General features: G+C 68.5%; 15 protein-coding genes and 1 pseudogene. 8 read left to right on the top strand and 8 right to left on the bottom strand.

Features of this window, described 5'->3' with window-relative positions:
* Both ACTWQR_RS35890 and ACTWQR_RS35885 read left to right on the top strand, forming a co-directional pair.
* Window positions 1-1,053, top strand: coding sequence for a pectinesterase family protein (locus ACTWQR_RS35890; protein ID WP_443231413.1), 1,053 nt, complete (start codon window positions 1-3; stop codon window positions 1,051-1,053).
* Between the two features lie 18 nt (window positions 1,054-1,071).
* Entirely contained in the window at window positions 1,072-2,136 is a 1,065-nt protein-coding gene (locus tag ACTWQR_RS35885; protein ID WP_443231412.1) for a dienelactone hydrolase family protein, read from the top strand.
* A 39-nt stretch (window positions 2,137-2,175) separates the two neighbouring features.
* Here ACTWQR_RS35885 and ACTWQR_RS35880 read toward each other — a convergent pair.
* Window positions 2,176-3,240: pseudogene (locus ACTWQR_RS35880) on the bottom strand (glycoside hydrolase family 43 protein); the annotation flags it as partial.
* 224 nt (window positions 3,241-3,464) lie between these two features.
* On the opposite strand from ACTWQR_RS35880, the gene ACTWQR_RS35875 reads away from it, so the two are divergent.
* Window positions 3,465-4,619, top strand: a complete 1,155-nt coding sequence (locus ACTWQR_RS35875; protein ID WP_443231411.1) for a right-handed parallel beta-helix repeat-containing protein — start codon at window positions 3,465-3,467, stop codon at window positions 4,617-4,619.
* A gap of 145 nt (window positions 4,620-4,764) precedes the next feature.
* Here ACTWQR_RS35875 and ACTWQR_RS35870 read toward each other — a convergent pair whose 3' ends face one another.
* From ACTWQR_RS35870 to ACTWQR_RS35855, 4 genes are all read right to left on the bottom strand, one after another.
* Entirely contained in the window at window positions 4,765-6,447 is a 1,683-nt protein-coding gene (locus ACTWQR_RS35870) for a rhamnogalacturonan lyase B N-terminal domain-containing protein (protein ID WP_443231410.1), read from the bottom strand.
* Between the two features lie 22 nt (window positions 6,448-6,469).
* A complete protein-coding gene (locus ACTWQR_RS35865) occupies window positions 6,470-7,300 on the bottom strand; it encodes a pectate lyase (protein ID WP_443231409.1) in 831 nt (276 codons plus the stop codon).
* A 191-nt stretch (window positions 7,301-7,491) separates the two neighbouring features.
* The gene (locus tag ACTWQR_RS35860) at window positions 7,492-8,343 is read right to left on the bottom strand and encodes a hypothetical protein (protein WP_443231408.1); all 852 of its coding nucleotides are present in this window, start codon (window positions 8,341-8,343) and stop codon (window positions 7,492-7,494) included.
* Window positions 8,340-8,906, bottom strand: a complete 567-nt coding sequence (locus tag ACTWQR_RS35855) for a SigE family RNA polymerase sigma factor (RefSeq protein ID WP_443231407.1) — start codon at window positions 8,904-8,906, stop codon at window positions 8,340-8,342. Before ACTWQR_RS35855 ends, ACTWQR_RS35860 begins: the two co-directional genes overlap by 4 nt.
* Window positions 8,907-9,180: 274 nt before the next feature.
* Between ACTWQR_RS35855 and ACTWQR_RS35850 the strand changes: the two genes are divergently transcribed.
* Window positions 9,181-10,632, top strand: coding sequence for an NCS2 family permease (locus ACTWQR_RS35850; RefSeq protein ID WP_443231406.1), 1,452 nt, complete (start codon window positions 9,181-9,183; stop codon window positions 10,630-10,632).
* Between the two features lie 175 nt (window positions 10,633-10,807).
* Here the strand turns inward: ACTWQR_RS35850 and ACTWQR_RS35845 are convergent, their stop codons facing one another.
* The 3 genes from ACTWQR_RS35845 to ACTWQR_RS35835 form a co-directional block, all read right to left on the bottom strand.
* On the bottom strand, window positions 10,808-12,256 hold the full coding sequence (locus ACTWQR_RS35845) for a peptidoglycan D,D-transpeptidase FtsI family protein (protein WP_443231405.1): 1,449 nt from the start codon (window positions 12,254-12,256) through the stop codon (window positions 10,808-10,810).
* A 126-nt stretch (window positions 12,257-12,382) separates the two neighbouring features.
* Window positions 12,383-12,856, bottom strand: coding sequence for a GNAT family N-acetyltransferase (locus ACTWQR_RS35840; RefSeq protein ID WP_443231404.1), 474 nt, complete (start codon window positions 12,854-12,856; stop codon window positions 12,383-12,385).
* Window position 12,857: 1 nt separating this feature from the next.
* Complete coding sequence (locus tag ACTWQR_RS35835) at window positions 12,858-13,631, bottom strand: IclR family transcriptional regulator (protein ID WP_055616458.1); 774 nt, start codon at window positions 13,629-13,631, stop codon at window positions 12,858-12,860.
* Window positions 13,632-13,761: 130 nt separating this feature from the next.
* On the opposite strand from ACTWQR_RS35835, the gene ACTWQR_RS35830 reads away from it, so the two are divergent.
* The 4 genes from ACTWQR_RS35830 to ectB all read left to right on the top strand — a co-directional run bounded on the left by ACTWQR_RS35830 (window position 13,762) and on the right by ectB (window position 18,382).
* On the top strand, window positions 13,762-15,291 hold the full coding sequence (locus tag ACTWQR_RS35830) for an aldehyde dehydrogenase (NADP(+)) (RefSeq protein WP_443231403.1): 1,530 nt from the start codon (window positions 13,762-13,764) through the stop codon (window positions 15,289-15,291).
* 159 nt (window positions 15,292-15,450) lie between these two features.
* Window positions 15,451-16,059, top strand: coding sequence for a DUF1349 domain-containing protein (locus tag ACTWQR_RS35825; protein ID WP_443231402.1), 609 nt, complete (start codon window positions 15,451-15,453; stop codon window positions 16,057-16,059).
* 460 nt (window positions 16,060-16,519) lie between these two features.
* On the top strand, window positions 16,520-17,080 hold the full coding sequence (ectA, locus tag ACTWQR_RS35820; protein ID WP_443231401.1) for a diaminobutyrate acetyltransferase: 561 nt from the start codon (window positions 16,520-16,522) through the stop codon (window positions 17,078-17,080).
* Between the two features lie 30 nt (window positions 17,081-17,110).
* Window positions 17,111-18,382 (top strand): diaminobutyrate--2-oxoglutarate transaminase, encoded by a 1,272-nt coding sequence (gene ectB, locus ACTWQR_RS35815; RefSeq protein WP_443231400.1) that lies wholly within the window; start codon window positions 17,111-17,113, stop codon window positions 18,380-18,382.
* Window positions 18,383-18,408 lie beyond the last annotated feature (26 nt).

Genomic DNA, 18,408 nt, shown 5'->3' with positions numbered 1-18,408 from the left:
ATGCGCCGCCGTACGCTCCTGACGGCGGGGGTGCTCACCGCCTTCTCGGCGCTGAGCACCACCCCCGCCGTCGCGGCGGGCCCCGCCCTCGCCAATGGACGCCGGGTGCTGCACGTCCGCCCCGGCGACTCCGTCCAGGCCGCCGTCGACGCGGTCACCGGCCCCGGCTGGACGATCGTCGTGCACCCGGGCACCTACCGTGAGGTCGTCAACATCCCTGCGGGGACAGCCGACTTGACGCTGCGCGGCGCCACCCCTGACCCGCGTGACGCCGTCATCGTCTACGACAACGCCAACGGGAAGCAGAAACCCGACGGCTCCGGCACGTACGGCACGGCAGGCTCCGCCACCTTCACTTCGGCGGCGCCCGGGCTCACCGTGCGCGGACTGACCCTCGCCAACGACTGGCTGCGCGCCGACCACCCGGAGATCACGGGGACGCAGGCCGTCGCCGCGTACGTCACGGGGGACCGCTCGCGCTTCGAGCGGGTCCGTCTCCTGGCCCACCAGGACACGCTGTTCGCGGACACGACCGCGCTGGCCGCCTTCGACCGGCAGTACTACCGCGACTGCTACGTCGAGGGTGACGTGGACTTCGTGTTCGGGCGGGCGCGGGCGGTCTTCGAGCGCTGCCACTTCCACACGCTCGACCGGGAGGTGAGCTTCAGGCCCGAGGGCATGGTGTTCGCTCCGGCCACGGCACGCGCGAACCCCTACGGCTTCCTGGCCGTGCGGTCCCGGATCACCTCCGGTGCCGAGGACGGTGCGTACAAGATCGCCCGGCCGTGGGTGCCCTCGTACGAGACGACCGCCTGGCCGTCCCTCGTCGTACGGGACACCTGGCTCGGCCCGGGCATCGACGCGGTGGCGCCCTACATCAACATGCGCGAGGCGTACCCGTGGCAGACCATGCGCTTTCGCGAGTTCGCCAACTCCGGTCCGGGCGCGGTGATTTCGGTCCCCGACAACCGGCCGCAGCTCAGCGAGGACGAGGCGGCGACCCACACGCGCCGTACGTACCTCGGGGACTGGACGCCCTATGAGCGCGGCTGAACCCGAGTGGTGGAAGCGATGGGCATGGTCGAAGGCAATCTCCCCGACTTCCATCCGCTCCTCAAGGACGAGCTCGACTTCCCCCTCGCCTGGGGCACGTCACCCATCCGCGACTTCCGAACCTGGCGCCGCACCGCCCGCGCCAAGGTCGAGGAGCACCTCGTCGTGCCCGGTGACGACGCGGGGTACGACCCCGAGTTCGGTGATCGCAACGAAACCGACGGCTACACAAGGGAGTTGGTGACCCTCGACCTCACCCGTCACAGCCGGGTGCGCGGCGCCCTGCTGACCCCGCACGGGGCCGGCCCCTTCCCGGCCGTGCTGCTCCTGCACGACCACGGCGCCAAGTTCGACATCGGAAAGGAGAAGCTGGTCCGGCCCTGGTACGACGACACCCGGCCGGCCTCCGCACTGGCATGGGCGGACCGGCACTTCAGCGGACGGTTCGTCGGAGACGAACTGGCCCGGCGCGGTTACGTCGTGCTCGCCCTCGACGCGCTGGGCTGGGGCGACCGAGGGCCGATCACGTACGAGCAACAGCAGGCGCTGGCAAGCAACTTGTTCCATCTCGGCTCGTCGCTCGCCGGACTGATGGCTCGCGAGGACGTGCGCGCCGCCCGCTTCCTGGCCGGGCTCGACCGGGTGGACCGGCGGCGCGTCGCGGCCCTCGGTTTCTCCATGGGCGGCTACCGGGCCTGGCAGACCGCCGCGCTCAGTGACGACATCGCGGCCGCGGCGAGCGTCTGCTGGATGACCGGACTGAAGGAAATGATGGTGCCCGGCAACAACACGCTGCGCGGGCAGTCGGCGTACTACATGCTCCATCCCGGGCTCGCCCGGTATCTCGACATCCCCGACGTGGCGAGCATCGCCGCACCCAAGCCGATGCTCTTCTTCAACGGCGGCCTGGACACGCTGTTCACCGCCGACGGCGTACGGGTGGCGTACGACAAGCTGCGCGCCGTCTGGCGCTCGCGCCACGCCGGGGAGCGGTTGCGCACGAAGGCATGGCCGGACCTCGGCCATGTCTTCGTGGACCGCATGCAGGACGAGGTGTTCGACTGGCTGGACGCCGTTTTGTGACTCTTTGACGCTTGGCCGCCCTGTGCCTTCCAGTCCTTACGGATACGCCGTCAGCAGCCGGTCGTACTCTGCCTGTGTGACCGGCATGACCGTGCCGTGGCGCGGGCTCGCGGGCAGCTCGTAGTCGGTGGATATCGTCCACTTGCCGGAGTCCAGGTCGGTGGTCTCGAAGGGTACGTAGCCGCGGCCGCCGTACTCGTCGATGAACAGGTACCACTTCTGCTCGGTGTTGGATTTGAAGACGGTCGGGCCCTCGCCCCGGTCGATCGAGCCGCTGCCGACGCAGTCGGAGACGAAGTCGTACGAGGTGTCCGTGAGCCTCGTCGACTTCTCCGCGGTGATGAACTTCGAGCAGGGGTTGGAGGAGCTGGGATCCCGCTCGTCCTTCGTGTAGCGGTAGTAAGTGCCCTTGTGCTTCACGACCGTTGAGTCGATCACCGAGTAGCCGGGGTCGTCCCAGACCTTCGGCTTGCTGAAGGTGCGGAAGTCCTTGGTGGTCGCGTACAGCATCTTGTTGTACGTCGAACCGGTGTGGTCCGGGTCGTCGTCGGCGTACAGCTTCGACGCCCAGAAGACGACGAACCTACCGAGCGCCTCGTCCCAATAGGCCTCTGGCGCCCAGGTGTTGCCCGCGTTGCCGGGGGAGACCTTCGCCAGGCGCTGGTCGGTCCAGTGGACCAGGTCGGTGGACTCCCAGACCATGATGGACTTGCTGCCGTGGCGCTGGACGTAGTCCCAGCTGCCGCTGGAGTTCTGGTACATCTTCAGGTCGGTCGCGATCATGTAGAACTTGTCGCCCTTGGGGGAGCGGATCACGAACGGGTCGCGCAGGCCCTTCTCGCCCAGCTCCGAGGTGAGGACGGGCTTCCCGGCGTTCAGCTCGCGCCAGTGCAGCGGGTCGTTGCCGCGGCTGAGGGCGTAGCGGATCTGCTCGCCGTCGGCCGTGCCCTCGCCGGTGAAGTAGGCGAAGAGGTAGCCGGCGTACTTCTGCTTGGTCACGTGGGGTGCTCCGGATTGGGCCGCCGGGCTCGGTGGGGCGGCGAGCAGGCTCAGAAGGAGGGCGAACAGCGGGATCAGGAGCGTGCGGGCGGTGCGGGGGCGCATGACACATCCTGTGGGGGTCTGATGGATTCTGTTGGGTTTGTACTGCCCTCGGAGTGTCACCAGTGGCGGACGGGGCGTCAATCGGTGGGAGCGGGGCCGGGGCGATCGAAAGTTTCGATTCCTTTCGAACGAGCCCGGCAACCTTTCCCGGTCAGGCGGCGACCAGGGATCAGAAGCGGGCCCGGCCCGCCTCTCGTCCCCGATCCCGAGGAAAGGAACGCCCCGTGCTGCTGAGCACCGGACGCCACCGCAGGACCCGCACTTTCTCCATCGCCGCCGCGGTGGCCCTCTCCTCAGGGGCGTGCGGTTTCTACCTCGGCCTCTCGCCCGACGGAGCGCGCGCCGCCGGCACGACGGTCATCGTGTCCACCACGGCGCAGCTGGAGTCCGCGGTCAAGAACGCGGCGGCCGGCATTGTCATCCAGGTGCGCGGCGGCACGTACTACCCGAAGAAGAGCCTCAAGTCGACGGCGAGCGGGACCAGTTCGGCCCGGATCACGCTTCAGGCGTACGGCAAGGAGAAGGTGCGGATCGACGGGTCGAAGCTCGTCGCCGGCTCCTGGCTCGCCGGGATCTACGGCGACTACTGGACCGTCCAGAACATCACGTGGCAGAACTCGCCCGCCCAGGGCTTCGTCGCCACCTCGTCCGTCGGCGGCGTCTTCAAGAACCTGGTCACGGCCGACAACGGTGACTCGGGCTTCACGCTGCGCGGCGACGGCACGACGGACAACCTCGTGCAGAACGTGGACAGTTACGGCAACTACGATGCCGCGACCCATGGGCAGAACGCCGACGGGATCGCCGTGAAGTTCGGCTCCGGAACCGGCAACAGGATCACCGGCGCCCGCCTCTACGACAACGCCGACGACGGCCTCGACCTGTGGCAGTTCTCCAGCCCGGTCACCGTCGAGCACTCCTGGGCGTACGGGAACGGCAAGAACCGCCGGCAGGACAGCGCCTTCGAAGGCAACGGCAACGGGTTCGAACTCGGCGGCGGAGGCGTCTCGGTGGCGCACCTCGTCAACCACAACGCGGCGTGGGGGAACACGCGGCACGGGTTCACCGAGAACTCCAACACCGGGGCGATGCCGTTGAACCGGAACACCGCGTACGCCAATGGCTCGGCCGGGTTCTACTTCGCCTCCGGCAAGGCCCGGCTTGCGCGGAATCTCTCCGAGGGCAACAAGGGAAGGTCCGCCGAGCTCGGCTCGTCCACGGTTTCCGCGGCCAACAGCTGGGACGGTGGGGTCGCGACGCCGGCCTTCAAGTCCACGGACGCGTCGACGACGGGTGCCTCCCGGCGGGCGGACGGGGCCTTGCCGGTGACCATGTTTCTTACGACGGGCTCTGACGCGATTGGTTCGATGATGGATTGATCGTGTGGCGACTGCGGGTCGGCTGTGGCTGGTCGCGCCCACGCGGCGGAGCCGCATATCGATACAGCCCTGCGCCCCTTACGGGGCGCAGGCGCCCCCGCCGATCTTCATCGGCGGGGGCGCTTTCTGTCTGGCCGAGGGGGGCTCAGGCCAGCAGATCTATGCAGTCGAACGAGGTGGCCGGGCTCAGGAACGCTGATCCGGTCGAACCGCTGACGATGTTCAGCTTCAGGACGTTGTACTGGCTGGTGCTCGACTTCCAGGCGCTCGCCGGCACGTTGTACGTGAAGGTGTGGTTGTTGCCCCGGTACGAGCCCGTGGTGAGGGAACGTGTCGAGGGCTGCGAGGGCGCCGCGGGGATCGCCGAGACCCAGTCGTTGACCGTCACGCGCGGGCGCCCGTTGATGAGGGCGGTCGTCACGCCGATGCGCAGGGTGTGCGCGGCGGCGGCCTGTGCGGCGGTCAGCTTGAAGTAGACGAGGATGCCGTCGTTGACGTCCTTCCAGATGTACGCCGGGAAGGACTTGGCCTCGTCGCCGCCGCCGATGGTGACGTTGCCGGTCCACTTCGTCGCGCGGACGTCGGACGGGTGCGCGTACGTCATCAGCTTGGCGTTCTTGAACTCGCCCGGCGTGCCGTCCCAGTCGCCGAGCCGGAAGATGGTGTTCGCGGTGCTCGGGTCGCCGCTGACGGTGAGGCTGTTCAGGGACGTCGTACCGCCCGCGCTCACCTTCACCTCGCGGGTGTGGACGGCGAGTTCACCCTTGAAGACGGTCAGCGTGTACGTCCCCGGAAGCATCCTCGGGCACGAGAAGGCACCCGTGCCCGAGGCGGCCTTCGCCCAGTACTGCGCGGTGGCGTTGGCGAAGCCCACGGTGTACGGATGGTCGGCGTCCATGTTCTTGATGCCGACGCCCGCCACCTTGCCGCGGCCCGACTTGCCGACCCAGCCGGAGATGCCGAGACCGTCCACCCACGAGGTGTCGAGGTTCTTCGCGAACAGCGACGACGCGGGCGTACCACCGTCCGTGAAGCCGAGGACGTACGGACCCTGGAGGCCGAAACGCATGTCCTCGGTCTGCGACTGGTTGTAGTGCAGGATCTCGTACAGGCCCACGCCGCCGTCGTTCGAGTGGCGCAGCAGCGAGCGGTAGAAGGGGCCGCCCGAGGCCTTCTCGTGGTTGGAGCGCACCATCCAGAGGCCGACCGAGCCGGTGGTGTAGCCGACGTAGTCGTAGTCCATGACCCGCACGCCCGAATAGTGCTTGGAGCGGGTCTGGCCGTTCGACTTCTTCCAGACGTCACCGGCCTCGATGACCGTGTCGGAGGCCTCCACCCAGGAGTCCGCACCCTCGTTGGGGAAGATCCCCGCCTTGATCCGGGCTATGTAACGGGTCGCCGTGAAGGACGTGTCGGCCTTGTTCGTCCACAGGTAGACGTTGTTCTGGCCGCTGCGTGCCGCGTAGTAGTGCTTGAGCGTGCCGTGCGCGACGCTGACCAGGACCGTCGACCCGGACTGCTTGATGCTCACCGTCGAGGAGCCGAGGCCCGACTCGACGTGCGAGTGCTTGCCGCCGTAGCCCTCGTACTCCTTGCCCTTGTAGACCAGCGAGGTCAGGTCGCCTGTCGACTTGGACACCTTGAAGACGAGCGAAGCGCCCGTGTCGATCACATAGTTGGAGCCGTCGTCCTTGTAACCGAACGTCGCGGCCGACGCCGAGGAGAGGAGCCCGGTGCCGGCCACGACCGCCGCGCCGGTGCCGGCCGCGCCCACGGCGGACGCGGCCAGCAGCCGGCGACGGGTGAGGTGCTTCTTGTGCGTGCTCAAGTGCGGTGCTCCTGGTGCTGGGTCACTGGTACGTGAGATCCGAGGTGGTGTAGTTGCAGTGCGTTCCGTCGGGGCCCGAGCCGTTGGTCTTCGGCTCGTCACCCGTGTTGTTGCCGATGTACTTCTGGCACGGAACGATCTTCTTGCCGCTGTCGCCGACGATGGTGACGTTGCGCAGCGCGGCCGTGTCGCCGTAGTTGGTGTTGATGCCGACCAGGCGTGAGCCCGGTGCGGTCACCTCGATGGTGTTGAAGATCGAGGTGCGCTTGTACTGCGTCGAGCAGTTGCCGCAGGAGCGGTAGAGGGTCTTGAAGTCCTGGGCCGCGAACTTCGAGACGACCAGCTTGCCGCCGCCGTTGTGCTGGAAGACCTTGTCCGAGGCCTTCTTCGCGCCGCCGCCGTACACGGTGTAGACGGCGGAGTTTGCGCCCCGGAAGGTCGCGGCGTCCTCGCCGACGTCCTCCCACCAGACGTTCTGCAAGTTGCAGCTGCCCTGGCAGTGGATGCCGTCGGCGCCGGGCTTGCCGATGATGACGTTCTTCAGCGTCGCGCCGTCGGCTAACCGGAAGATCGGGTCCTGGCCCTCTTCCTGGCCGTCACCGGCCAGGTCGCCGCTGCCGTAGTAGCGCTTCATACCGCCGTCCCTGGTCCCCGACACGGGGATCGTCGAGGAGACGGCCTCACTGCCGTTGGCGGTCGGCCAGGTGGTGGCGGCGCTCGCCGACGAGGACATCATGGAGCTGGTGACGATCGCGGCTCCGGTCAGGGCGAACGCGGAGACGCCGCCGATGACGGCGCGCTTCCGGCTGACCCTGCGACGGTGTTGTGCACGGTGTTCCATGCGTGAAGTCATGTGCCGATTCCTTCAGGTGGGGAGGAGAGCTTGCGTCTCCTGGTCGCCACCCGGAAGGGAGGGGTTGCCGTGCTTCGGAATTTTTTTGAGCGAGGACAGTCAGAACGCCAGACATGTCAGAACGCCGAGAGTCGGAACGCCAGACATGTCAGAACACCGAGAGTCGGAACGTCCAGGACGCCAGGGGAGTTCTAGGAGTCCCCGTCGTCGCTGTCGTCATCGTCGTCGGTGCGTGCGAAGTCGCCCGCCACGCCCAGCTGTGCGCCGTCGGTCTTCGCGGCGGCCGAGTAGCGGTCGCCCCCGGCGTCGCGGCCGCCGCGGTCGTGGTCGTACTGACCGGCGAACACGAACTCGCCCTCCGGGACCGTACGGCCCGGCTTGAGCACCCACGTGTAGACCAGGAAGCCGTCCCGCTCCTCGACCGTGTGCGTGAAGTCGGCTTCGGGCAGCGAGCGCCAGGCGCCCGCCGAGGTGACCCCGCCGGTCTGCGCGATCCGCAACTGCACGGTGAGCGCGGTGAGTTTCTCGCTCGTCTTCAGGGTCACGTTGCTCTGCGCCCAGAAGTCGTTGCTGTGCGGGTCGACCGAGCCGTCCGACCACAGCGGGCCGTCCTCGGTGCCGGCGTCCGAGGGCGGCAGAGCCGGGGCGTCGCCCGGGGGTTGGGTCGTGGGGGACGCGGGCGCGCTCGGTTTGCGCGTCGGGGCCGACGGCTTGGGCGGGTCCGGCGGGAGCGGAGCGCGGCTTGTCGCGTCCGGCGAGGGATCCGGGGTCGGACTGACCGCGACCGTCTGATCGGCCGGCTCCTCGTCCTTCACCACGGACGCGACCGCGTAGCCGCCCACCGCGAGCACGCCCGCGGCAGCGGCCGTGGCACCGACGACGCGGAACCAGCCGAGCGCCGACGGCCGCGCGGAGGAACGCCGGGAACTCTCCGTGCCGGCCATGCCGCGTTCGACACGGGCCAGGATGCGCGCGCGGTCGGGCTGGTGGGCCTCGGCCGCGTTCCGCAGCCGGGCGCGCAGGTCCTCGTGCACGTCCGTCATCGTTCCCTCCCTCCGGTTCCGCCGGCGCGCAGCGCCTCCGCGTGCATCCGTCGCGGGGCCTCCTGGGACCCCAGCAACCGTTGCAGCTCCGCCATTCCCTTCGACGTCTGACTCTTAACGGTACCGACCGAGATCCCCAGGGCGAGCGCGGTGTCCTTCTCCGAGAGATCGAACGCGTGCCGCAGAACCACGCACGCCCGCTTGCGGAACGGCAGTCTCCGCAGGGCTTCCTGAACGTCCACCACGCCGGGTATGTCGGGGTTCTCGGTCTTGTCCTCGCGCTGCGACCAGAACAGCGTGATCCGTCTGCGCTCGCGCACCGCGCTGCGGATGCGGCTGCGCGCCATGTTCGCGACCACGCCACGCGCGTACGCCACCGGGTGGTCCGCCGCTCGCACCCGGTCCCAGCGGTTCCACAGTGCGAGCAGCGCGTCAGCCGCCAGATCGTCGGCGGCGTCCGACTCGCCCGTCAACAGGTGGGCCAGGCGTGCCAGTTCGGCGTAGTGCCGCTCGAAGAAGTCGTGGAACTCCGCGGAGGCGGCGTCGTCGACGACAGTGCCCACGGGCGACCTCTCCCCTGTTCAATCCCTGCGCGGTACGGGCTGACGGCTCTCACCGGCACGTGCTTATTCGGCCCCTGTGTTGCGCTTGTGAAGGAACAGTGTCCCTGTGGGGCGAGATCCGAGAGAGTATCAGGCACTCGTACAGCGCTTCGAACGTCGTATGGCAGGCCGAACTCGATTCCGTAACACGGAGAAAACCTGAAAACGGTTCAACGCGGGAACAATCCAGCCAGCATCCGCACACTCAACACGCAGGTCGCAAGGAGCATCCGTCATGTCCGAAACACAGAAGGTGGAAGACCGGCCGAGCGCCGGGCCACCCCCGGCGAACAGCGTCGACAAGTTCTTCAAGATCTCCGCCCGGGGCTCCACCTTCGCCCGTGAAGTACGCGGCGGCTTCGCCACGTTCTTCACGATGGCTTACATCCTTGTCCTGAATCCCATCATCCTGGGCAGCGCCAAGGACAAGTTCGGTGAACAGCTCGACAACGTCCAACTGGTCACCGCCACCGCTCTGGTAGCCGCGGTGATGACCGTCATCATGGGCGTCGGCGGCAACCTGCCGCTCGCGCTCGCCGCCGGTCTCGGGCTCAACGCCGTCGTCGCCTTCCAGATCGCCCCGCTGATGAGCTGGGACGACGCGATGGGGCTGATCGTCCTCGAGGGCCTGCTGATCTGCGTCCTGGTGGTGACGGGTCTGCGCGAAGCCGTCATGCACGCGATCCCGCAGCAGCTCAAGCAGGCCATCAGCGTCGGCATCGGCCTGTTCATCGCCCTCATCGGCTTCGTCGACGCAGGGTTCGTCACCCGCATACCGGACGCGGCGAACACCACGGTTCCGCTGCAGCTGGGCGGCACCGGCACACTGGCCGGCTGGCCCGTCCTGGTCTTCTGCCTCGGAGTGCTGCTGACCATCGCGCTGCTCGCCCGCAAGATCAAGGGCGCGATCCTGATCAGCATCGTGGCCATGACGATCCTGGCGATCATCATCAACGAGATCGCCGACATCGAGAGCTGGGGCCTCACCAACCCGAAGGTCCCCGACGACGTCGTGTCCTCGCCCGACTTCGGACTGCTCGGCGACTTCAGCCTGTTCGGCGCCTTCGGCGAGACCACGGCGATCACCGTCGTCCTGCTGGTCTTCACGCTGGTCCTGTCGGACTTCTTCGACACCATGGGCACGGTCGTCGGCGTCAGCGCCGAGGCCGGGCTGCTGGACGAGGACGGCAAGGTGCCCAACCTCGGCCGAGTCCTGCTGATCGACGGTGCCGCCGCGGTCGCGGGCGGCGCTGCCTCCGCCTCCTCCTCGACCTCGTACATCGAGTCGGCGGCGGGCGTCGGCGAGGGCGCGCGCACGGGCTTCGCCAACCTGGTCACCGGTGGCCTCTTCGCCCTGGCCCTCTTCTTCACCCCGCTGCTGACCATCGTCCCGCTCCAGGCGGCCGCCCCCGCCCTCGTCGCCGTCGGTTTCCTGATGATGACCCAGGTCAAGCACATCGACTGGGACCGCTACGAGATCGCCATCCCCGCGTTCCTGACGATCGCCGTGATGCCGTTCTCGTACTCGATCACCAACGGCATCGGCGCCGGCTTCCTCGCGTACGTCCTGATCAAGGCGGTCCTCGGCAAGGCGAAGGACGTCCACTGGCTGCTGTGGGGCGCGTCGGCCCTGTTCCTGGTGTACTTCGCGATCGACCCGATCGAGCAGATCGTGGGCTCGAAGTAGTTTTCCGGGGGTTGTCTGTCGGGTGAGGGTTCGGTGGGGGCTGGTCGTGTAGGTCCCCGCGCCCCTGAAAGCAAGGGAGTCCCCGTGCCCCGTAAGGGGCGCGGGGAACCGCGCGACCAGCCACGGTGGAGCCCGCCCCCGACGAACAACCCGAAGCACCCCGCCGCTTAGTCGCTCAGCCCTTCAAAGCAGCCCGCATCATCGCTTTCGCAACCGGCGCGGCCAGCCCATTGCCGCTCACCTCGGACCGCGCCGCATCCGACTGCTCGACCATCACGGCGACAGCCACCTCCTTGCCACTGGAATCGTCCTTCGCATACGACGTGAACCAGGCATACGGCGTCTTGCTGTTGTTCTCACCGTGCTGAGCCGTACCGGTCTTACCGCCCACGGTCGCTCCGGAAATCCGTGCGTTCGTACCCGTGCCGTCCTCGACGACGGTCCGCATCGCGGACTGCAGCTGCTCGGCCGTGGACGAGCTGACGATCTCCTTCGTGTCCGTCGAGTCGTCGTAGTTCTCCAGCACATTGCCGTCCGCGTCGCTGATCTGCGACACCATGTGCGGCGAAACCAGCTTGCCGCCGTTGGCAATGGCCGCCGACACCATGGCCATCTGCAACGGCGTCGCGGTCACATCGAACTGGCCGATGCCCGTCAGAGCCGTGGACGACTTGTCCATGTCCGACGGATAGACACTCTCGTACGCCCGCACCGGCACGTCCTGCGACTCGTCGTTGAAGCCGAACTTCTCGGCCATCGCCTTGACCTTGTCCTGGCCCAGGTCGACGGCCATCTTCCCGAAGACGTTGTTGCACGAGTACTGGAGCGCGACACGGATCGAGGCGTTCCCACAGGGCGCCGACGCGTTCTCGTTCGACAGCACCCGGGTCGTCCCCGGCAGCGGGTACGGGTTGGGGCTCGCCGTCTTCGCGTCCACGTCCGAGTACAGCCCGTCCTCCAGCGCGGCGGCGGCCACGACCAGCTTGAACGTCGAGCCCGGCGGCAGCGGCTGGCGCATCGCCCGGTTGGTCATCGGCTTGTCGGCGTCCTTGGTCAGCTTCTTCCAGACGGCCGAGTCGCCGGCGCTGAGCGACGACGGGTCGTACGACGGCGTGGACACGGTGCCCAGGATCTTCCCGGTCTTAGGGTCGATCGCGACCGCCCCGCCCTTCTTGCCGCCGAGCGCCTCGTACGCCGCCTTCTGCACATCCGGGTCGATCGTCGTGATCACATCGCCCGGGTCGGCTCGCTTGCCGGTGACCGTGTCGAGGGGGTCCTTCAGCCGGTTGTCCGTGCCGTCCAGCAGTTCCTGGTAGATGCCCTCCAGCTGCGTCGCCCCGTACACCTGCGAGCTGTAGCCGGTGACCGCCGCGTAGAGGCTGCCGTCCGTATACGTCCGCTTGTACTTGAGGTCGCCCGTCGTCTCCGCGGAACCGGTGATCGCGTCACCGGCCACGATGATGTTCCCGAGCGGGTACGCGTACTGCTCGATCGCGTTCCGCCGGTTGGCCTTGTCCTCCGCGAGCGCCTGGCCGTCGTAGAACTGCACCCACGTCGCTCTGACCAGCAGGGCGAGCACGAGCAGCAGTGTGAAAACGGCGGCGCGCCTGATCGTCTTGTTCATCCCGCTCTTGAGGACGAGCGGGACGTGGGAAAACGTTCCCTCGCGCCCCGATTTCTCATGCGTCCTTCATGAAGTGAGTCCCTTCGTGCAGAAGGGACTCACGTGGGGTCCTTCACGAAGCCCGCCTCACGCCTTCAGCGTCAGGACTGCCTCGTCGATCTCCTCGCCGCGCGCGTTCGCGAACCCCCTGGCGTGCGCGGTCACGCGGAACCCGCACTTCTCCAGCACGCGCAGTGACCCCGTGTTGTCGGCCGCCGCGCGGGCGTACAGGGGCCGCTCGGGGACCTGGGCGAGCAGCGCCCGGAGGGCCGCCGTCGCGATGCCGCGTCCCCAGTACGCCCGGTCGATCCAGTACGTCACCTCGCGCTCGCCCGGTTCGCCGTACACAGCCGCGCTGCCCACGACGTCACCGTCGACGAGGACCGTGCGATCGACCACGTCGGACGAGGCGCGGATCCGCTGCCAGTGGGCGTCGAAGGCATCCCAGTCGGCCGGATCCTTGACCGTGAACGCGGCCATCCGGACGGCCTCGGGATCGTTCATCTGCCGGAAGAACACCGGCAGATCGCTGTCGTGGACTTCGCGGAGTACGACATCCATGTCAGAGCCTCCTGGTGGCGAGCGTCAGCCGGTCCCGCGCGTCGAACAGCGCGTCCTTCACCATCTGCTCGTGCGCGGGCGTCAGCCTGGCCACCGGCACCGAGCAGCTGATCGCGTCGCGGGCGGGGGTCCGGTAGGGGATCGCGACGCCGAAGCAGCGCAGCCCCAGCGTGTTCTCCTCGCGGTCCACCGCGAACCCCTGCTCCCTTACCTGGTGCAGCTCCTCGATGAGCTTCTCCCGGTCGGTGATGGTGTGCTCGGTCAGCGCGGGAAGGGTCTCCGGGAGGAGCTTGCGGACCTGCTCGTCGGTGTGGGTGGCGAGCAGAGCCTTGCCGAGCGACGTGGAGTGGGCGGGCAGGCGGCGGCCCACGCGGGTGAAGGGGCGGAGGTAGTGCTGGGACTGGCGGGTGGCGAGATACACGACGTTCGTGCCGTCGAGGCGGGCCAGGTGGATGGTCTCCGTCGTGTCGTCGGAGAGCCGGTCCAGGGTCGGCCGGGCGGCGGCCACCACCTCGTCACCGTCGATGTACGAGGTACCGACAAGAAGGGCCCGTACGCCGATGCCGTACCGCGTGCCCGTGGCGTCCGTCTCCACCCAGCCGAGCTCGACGAGCGTACGCAGCAGCATGTACAGGCTGGACTTGGGGTAGCCGACGGCTTCCTGCACGGCGGCCAGGGAGTGCATACCGGGGCGTCCCGCGAAGTACTCGAGCAATTCAACCGTCCGCACCGCGGACTTGACCTGCGCCCCGCCGCCCGTCTCGACTGCCGACATCGCCTTGACCCCCTCGTTCGCCGCGAAATAGTCTCAACAGCATATTCACCACCAGAGACGGCGTTCAGCATATCGAACGCCCCTGGTGAGTGGCACACGTACTGCGGCATTACATCTGGAGGGACCCGCGGTGGCAGCAGCACCAGTCTGGAGTGTCGACCCCCGAACCGGGAAGCAGCGCGAGCAGGTTGCGGTGGAAGCCACAGCCCAGGAGGTGGACGCGGCTGTCCGCGCGGCCCACGCCGCCCGGGGAGCCCTCGCCGACCGTACGGTCCGCGCGGCGTTCCTGCGCACCGCGGCCGACCAGCTCGAAGGCGCCAAGGACCATCTCGTCGAGGCGGCGGACGCGGAGACCGCGCTCGGCCCGGTCCGGCTCACCGGCGAACTCGCCCGCACCTGTTACCAGCTGCGGGCCTTCGCGGACATCGTCGACGAGGGCGAGTTCCTCGGCGTCGTGATCAACCACCCCGACGACACGGCGACCCCGCCCATCCCGGACCTGCGGCGTTACAAGGTTCCGCTGGGCGTCGTCGCCGTCTACTCGGCCTCGAACTTCCCCTTCGCCTTCTCCGTCGCCGGCGGCGACACCGCGAGCGCGCTCGCGGCCGGCTGCCCGGTCGTCGTCAAGGCCCACCCCGACCACCCCGGCCTGTCCGAGCTGGTCGCCTCCGTCCTGCGCCGGGCCGCCGCCCAGCACGACATCCCCGAGGGCGTCCTCGGCCTGGTCCACGGCTTCGAGGCGGGCGTCGAGCTCGTCAAGCACCCGCTGGTCTCGGCCGCCGGTTTCACCGGTTCGGTACGCGGCGGACGTGCCCTCTTCGACGCGGCGGCCGCCCGGCCCGTGCCGATCCCCTTCCACGGCGAGCTCGGCTCACTGAACCCCGTCGTGATCACCGAGGCCGCGGCCGCCGAGCGTGCCGAGGCGATCGGTACGGGGCTCGCGGGCTCCATGACACTGGGCGTCGGCCAGTTCTGTGTGAAGCCGGGCTTCGTGCTGGCGCCGGCCGGAGCGGCGGGCGACCGGCTGCTGAAGTCCCTGACGGACGCGGTGAGCAACACCGACGCGGGGGTCCTCCTCGACCACCGCATGCGTGACAACTTCGTCGCGGGCGTCGCCGAGCGCGCCGAGCTTCCCGACGTGGACGCCCCGGTGACCCCGGGAGCGGGCAGTGAGCACACGGTGAGCCCCGGCTTCCTGACGGTTCCGGCGCAGAAGCTGACCGCCGAGGGCGAGCACGACCTGCTCCTCGAGGAGTGCTTCGGCCCGCTCACGGTGGTGGCCCGCTACGAGGACGAGGCGGAGGCGAGCACGGTTCTCTCCCGTCTTCCGGGCAACCTCACCGCGACCGTCCACCTCTCCACGGAGGAAGCGGCGGGTGAGGGCCGCGGTGCGGAGATCCTCGCCGAGCTGACGCCGCTCGCGGGGCGCGTCCTCGTGAACGGCTGGCCGACCGGTGTCGCGGTCGCCCCCGCCCAGCACCACGGCGGGCCGTACCCGGCGACGACGTCCACGTCCACGTCCGTCGGCGGCACGGCCATCGAGCGGTGGCTGCGGCCGGTCGCGTACCAGGGTGCGCCTGAGGCGCTGCTGCCGCCGGAGCTGCGCGACGACAACCCGCTGGGGTTGCCGCGGCGCTATGACGGCCGCCTGGAGCGGTGACGCTCCGCTTGGGGCGCCGTTGAATGTGCGGTTGTCGGGGAGCTGCGGGCCGGTGAGGGCTGGTCGCGCCCGCGCGGCGGAGCCGCATATCGATACGGCCCGGCGCCCCTTACGGGGCACCGGGCCGTGCCGGAATTTGAGAGCTGGGACACTTCTTCAATGACCGTTGAACTTCCCGAACTGCCCTTCCTTCTCCGCACTTACGGGCCCGATGGGCACTGGTCGCACGAGGACGGGGTGCTCACCGGCTGGGCCGGCGCGCGGCAGGATCGTTTCGTGCCGCCCACCGATGAGGGGCTGGACCCCGCGTCCGACGCGCCCCGCCTGCTGGGGGCGCCGGAGGGGGACTTCCAGCTCATCGCCCGCGTCACGGTCGGCTTCGGCGCGGCCTTCGACGCGGGTGTTCTGTACCTGCATGTGGGCGAGCGGGCCTGGGCCAAGCTCTGCCTGGAGTACTCCCCGGACGTGCCCACCGTCTGCACGGTCGTCACCCGGGGGCACTCGGACGACGCCAACTCCTTCACCGTGGAAGGCAGTTCGGTCTGGCTCCGGATCAGCCGGACCGGCCGCGCATTCGCCTTCCACGCTTCCAAGGACGGCAAGCGCTGGACCTTCGTCCGCCTCTTCACCCTGGCCGACGAGAAGGAGACCGGAGCGGCCCTGGTCGGCTTCATGGCCCAGTCCCCGATGGGCGAGGGCTGCGTGGTCACGTACGACCACATCGAGTACCGCCCGAACTGGCCGCGGGACCTGAGGGACGGCAGCTGAACGCTCCGCGGTGACGCTCCGCTTGGGGCGCCGTTGGTTGTGCGGTTGATCGGGAGCTGCGGGTCCGTTGCGGCTGGGCGCGCAGTTCCCCGCGCCCCTTACGGGGCGCTCATCCCGGAATTCGCTCCGGCCCGTTGGGCCTATTCTCAGGTCCGCCTCAGAGCTCCGAATTCGGGACCCCGTTTATGTACAGCATCCCGTATTCTTCTGCCCGCTTTCTTCGAGTCTAAACACTAAGATTTCGCGAACATCAACCTCGTAATTCGGGCAGATCTCGCGGTGATTACGCACCTGTGACGCAACACACAAGGTGTCCGCTTGCTCCCGTATTTTCCGGACAAACCGGCAATACTCGCTTCACTCAGCGCGCTGCCGCGCCCGCGTGATAACACACGATTCGCGCTCGCGTAACCCCATCCGGCGATGCAATTTCACTTTTAGCTCGGTAAATTCAATCTGCATGACCGCCGCACAAGCAGACCTGCAAGCGGAATTCCTGGAAATGCCGGTAGGGCTGCGGATCGACCGTCCGCACGTGGCTGACGGAGCCGCTCTCTGGCGTATCGCCAAGGACTCCAGAACCCTCGACCTGAACTCTTCGTACAGCTACTTGCTGTGGTGCCGTGACTTCGCCGGCACCTCGGCGGTGGCGCGCCCGGCCGACGAGGGCGACAACGGGGCCGAAAGGGAGCCGGTCGCCTTCGTCACCGGCTACATCCGCCCCGAGCGCCCGCACACCCTCCTCGTGTGGCAGGTGGCCGTCGACGCGGCGTACCGCGGCCGCGGTCTGGCCGCGGCGCTCCTCGACGGGCTGACCCTGCGGATCGCCCGCGAGCACGGACTGACCGCAGTCGAGACCACCATCACTCCGGGCAACACGGCCTCCGAGCGCCTGTTCACCTCCTACGCCGCACGCCACGGCGCGACCGTCGAGCGAGAGGTCCTGTTCGACACGGGGCACTTCCCCGACGGCCCGCACGACCCCGAGGTGCTGTACCGCATCGGCCCCCTGTCGCTCTGAACAACCCCCCACGCTTTGAGGAGTAACACCGTGAGCATCACCCAGCCCGACCTGAGCGTCTTCGAGACCCTGGAGTCGGAGGTCCGCAGCTACTGCCGCGGCTGGCCCACCGTGTTCGACCGCGCCCAGGGCAGCCGCATGTTCGACGAGGACGGCCACGCGTACCTCGACTTCTTCGCGGGCGCCGGATCACTCAACTACGGCCACAACAACCCCGTACTGAAACGCGCCCTCATCGACTACCTGGAGCGCGACGGCGTCACCCACGGCCTCGACATGTCGACGACCGCGAAGCGCGCCTTCCTGGAGTCGTTCCAGAACATCGTGCTGCGGCCGCGCGACCTGCCGTACAAGGTCATGTTCCCGGGCCCGACGGGCACCAACGCCGTCGAGTCCGCGCTGAAACTTGCCCGGAAGGTCAAGGGCCGGGAGGCGATCGTCTCCTTCACCAACGCCTTCCACGGCATGTCGCTCGGCTCGCTCGCCGTGACCGGGAACGCCTTCAAGCGGGCCGGCGCGGGCATCCCGCTCGTGCACGGCACGCCGATGCCGTTCGACAACTACTTCGACGGCAAGGTGCCGGACTTCCTCTGGTTCGAGCGGCTGCTCGAGGACCAGGGCTCCGGCCTCAACAAGCCCGCCGCCGTGATCGTCGAGACGGTGCAGGGCGAGGGCGGCATCAACGCCGCGCGCCCCGAGTGGCTGCGAGCCCTCGCCGAGCTGTGCGAGCGCCAGGACATGCTGCTGATCGTCGACGACATCCAGATGGGCTGCGGCCGCACGGGCGCCTTCTTCTCCTTCGAGGAGGCGGGGATCGTGCCCGACATCGTGACGGTTTCCAAGTCCATCAGCGGGTACGGGCTTCCCATGTCGCTGTGCCTGTTCAAGCCCGAGCTGGACATCTGGGAGCCGGGCGAGCACAACGGCACCTTCCGCGGCAACAACCCGGCCTTCGTCACCGCCGCCGCCGCGCTGGAGACGTACTGGTCCGACGGGCCCGCCATGGAGAAGCAGACCCGCACCCGTGGCGAGCAGGTCGAGGAGGCGCTGATCTCCATCACCGAGGAGAACCTCGCCGACATCAAGGAGTACCGGGGGCGCGGCCTGGTCTGGGGCATCGAGTTCCACGACAAGGCACGCGCGGGCAAGGTGGCCGAGCGGGCCTTCGCACTCGGCCTGCTCATCGAGACGTCGGGCCCGGAGGGTGAGGTCGTGAAACTCCTCCCGGCGCTCACCATCACGCCCGAGGAACTGGACGAGGGGCTGCGCACCCTCGCCCGCGCCGTACGAGAGACGGCCTGAACAGATCCGGCCGTCCACAGCGAAAC

It is taken from the genome of Streptomyces sp. 2A115 (assembly GCF_052245575.1).
GTDB lineage: Bacteria > Actinomycetota > Actinomycetes > Streptomycetales > Streptomycetaceae > Streptomyces.
The sequence above is the reverse complement of the archived record's forward strand: the minus strand, read 5'-3'. Positions and strand labels throughout refer to the sequence as shown.

What these genes read in the sequence shown, in the direction of transcription:
- ACTWQR_RS35890 (WP_443231413.1), top strand. Translation starts at nt 1, where the DNA reads ATGCGCCGCCGTACGCTCCTGACGGCGGGGGTGCTCACCGCCTTCTCG.
- ACTWQR_RS35850 (WP_443231406.1), top strand. Translation starts at nt 9,181, where the DNA reads ATGTCCGAAACACAGAAGGTGGAAGACCGGCCGAGCGCCGGGCCACCC.
- ACTWQR_RS35860 (WP_443231408.1), bottom strand. Translation starts at nt 8,343, where the DNA reads ATGACGGACGTGCACGAGGACCTGCGCGCCCGGCTGCGGAACGCGGCC.
- ACTWQR_RS35840 (WP_443231404.1), bottom strand. Translation starts at nt 12,856, where the DNA reads ATGGATGTCGTACTCCGCGAAGTCCACGACAGCGATCTGCCGGTGTTC.
- ACTWQR_RS35845 (WP_443231405.1), bottom strand. Translation starts at nt 12,256, where the DNA reads ATGAACAAGACGATCAGGCGCGCCGCCGTTTTCACACTGCTGCTCGTG.
- ACTWQR_RS35885 (WP_443231412.1), top strand. Translation starts at nt 1,072, where the DNA reads ATGGGCATGGTCGAAGGCAATCTCCCCGACTTCCATCCGCTCCTCAAG.
- ACTWQR_RS35865 (WP_443231409.1), bottom strand. Translation starts at nt 7,300, where the DNA reads ATGACTTCACGCATGGAACACCGTGCACAACACCGTCGCAGGGTCAGC.
- ACTWQR_RS35835 (WP_055616458.1), bottom strand. Translation starts at nt 13,631, where the DNA reads ATGTCGGCAGTCGAGACGGGCGGCGGGGCGCAGGTCAAGTCCGCGGTG.
- ectA (WP_443231401.1), top strand. Translation starts at nt 16,520, where the DNA reads ATGACCGCCGCACAAGCAGACCTGCAAGCGGAATTCCTGGAAATGCCG.
- ACTWQR_RS35825 (WP_443231402.1), top strand. Translation starts at nt 15,451, where the DNA reads ATGACCGTTGAACTTCCCGAACTGCCCTTCCTTCTCCGCACTTACGGG.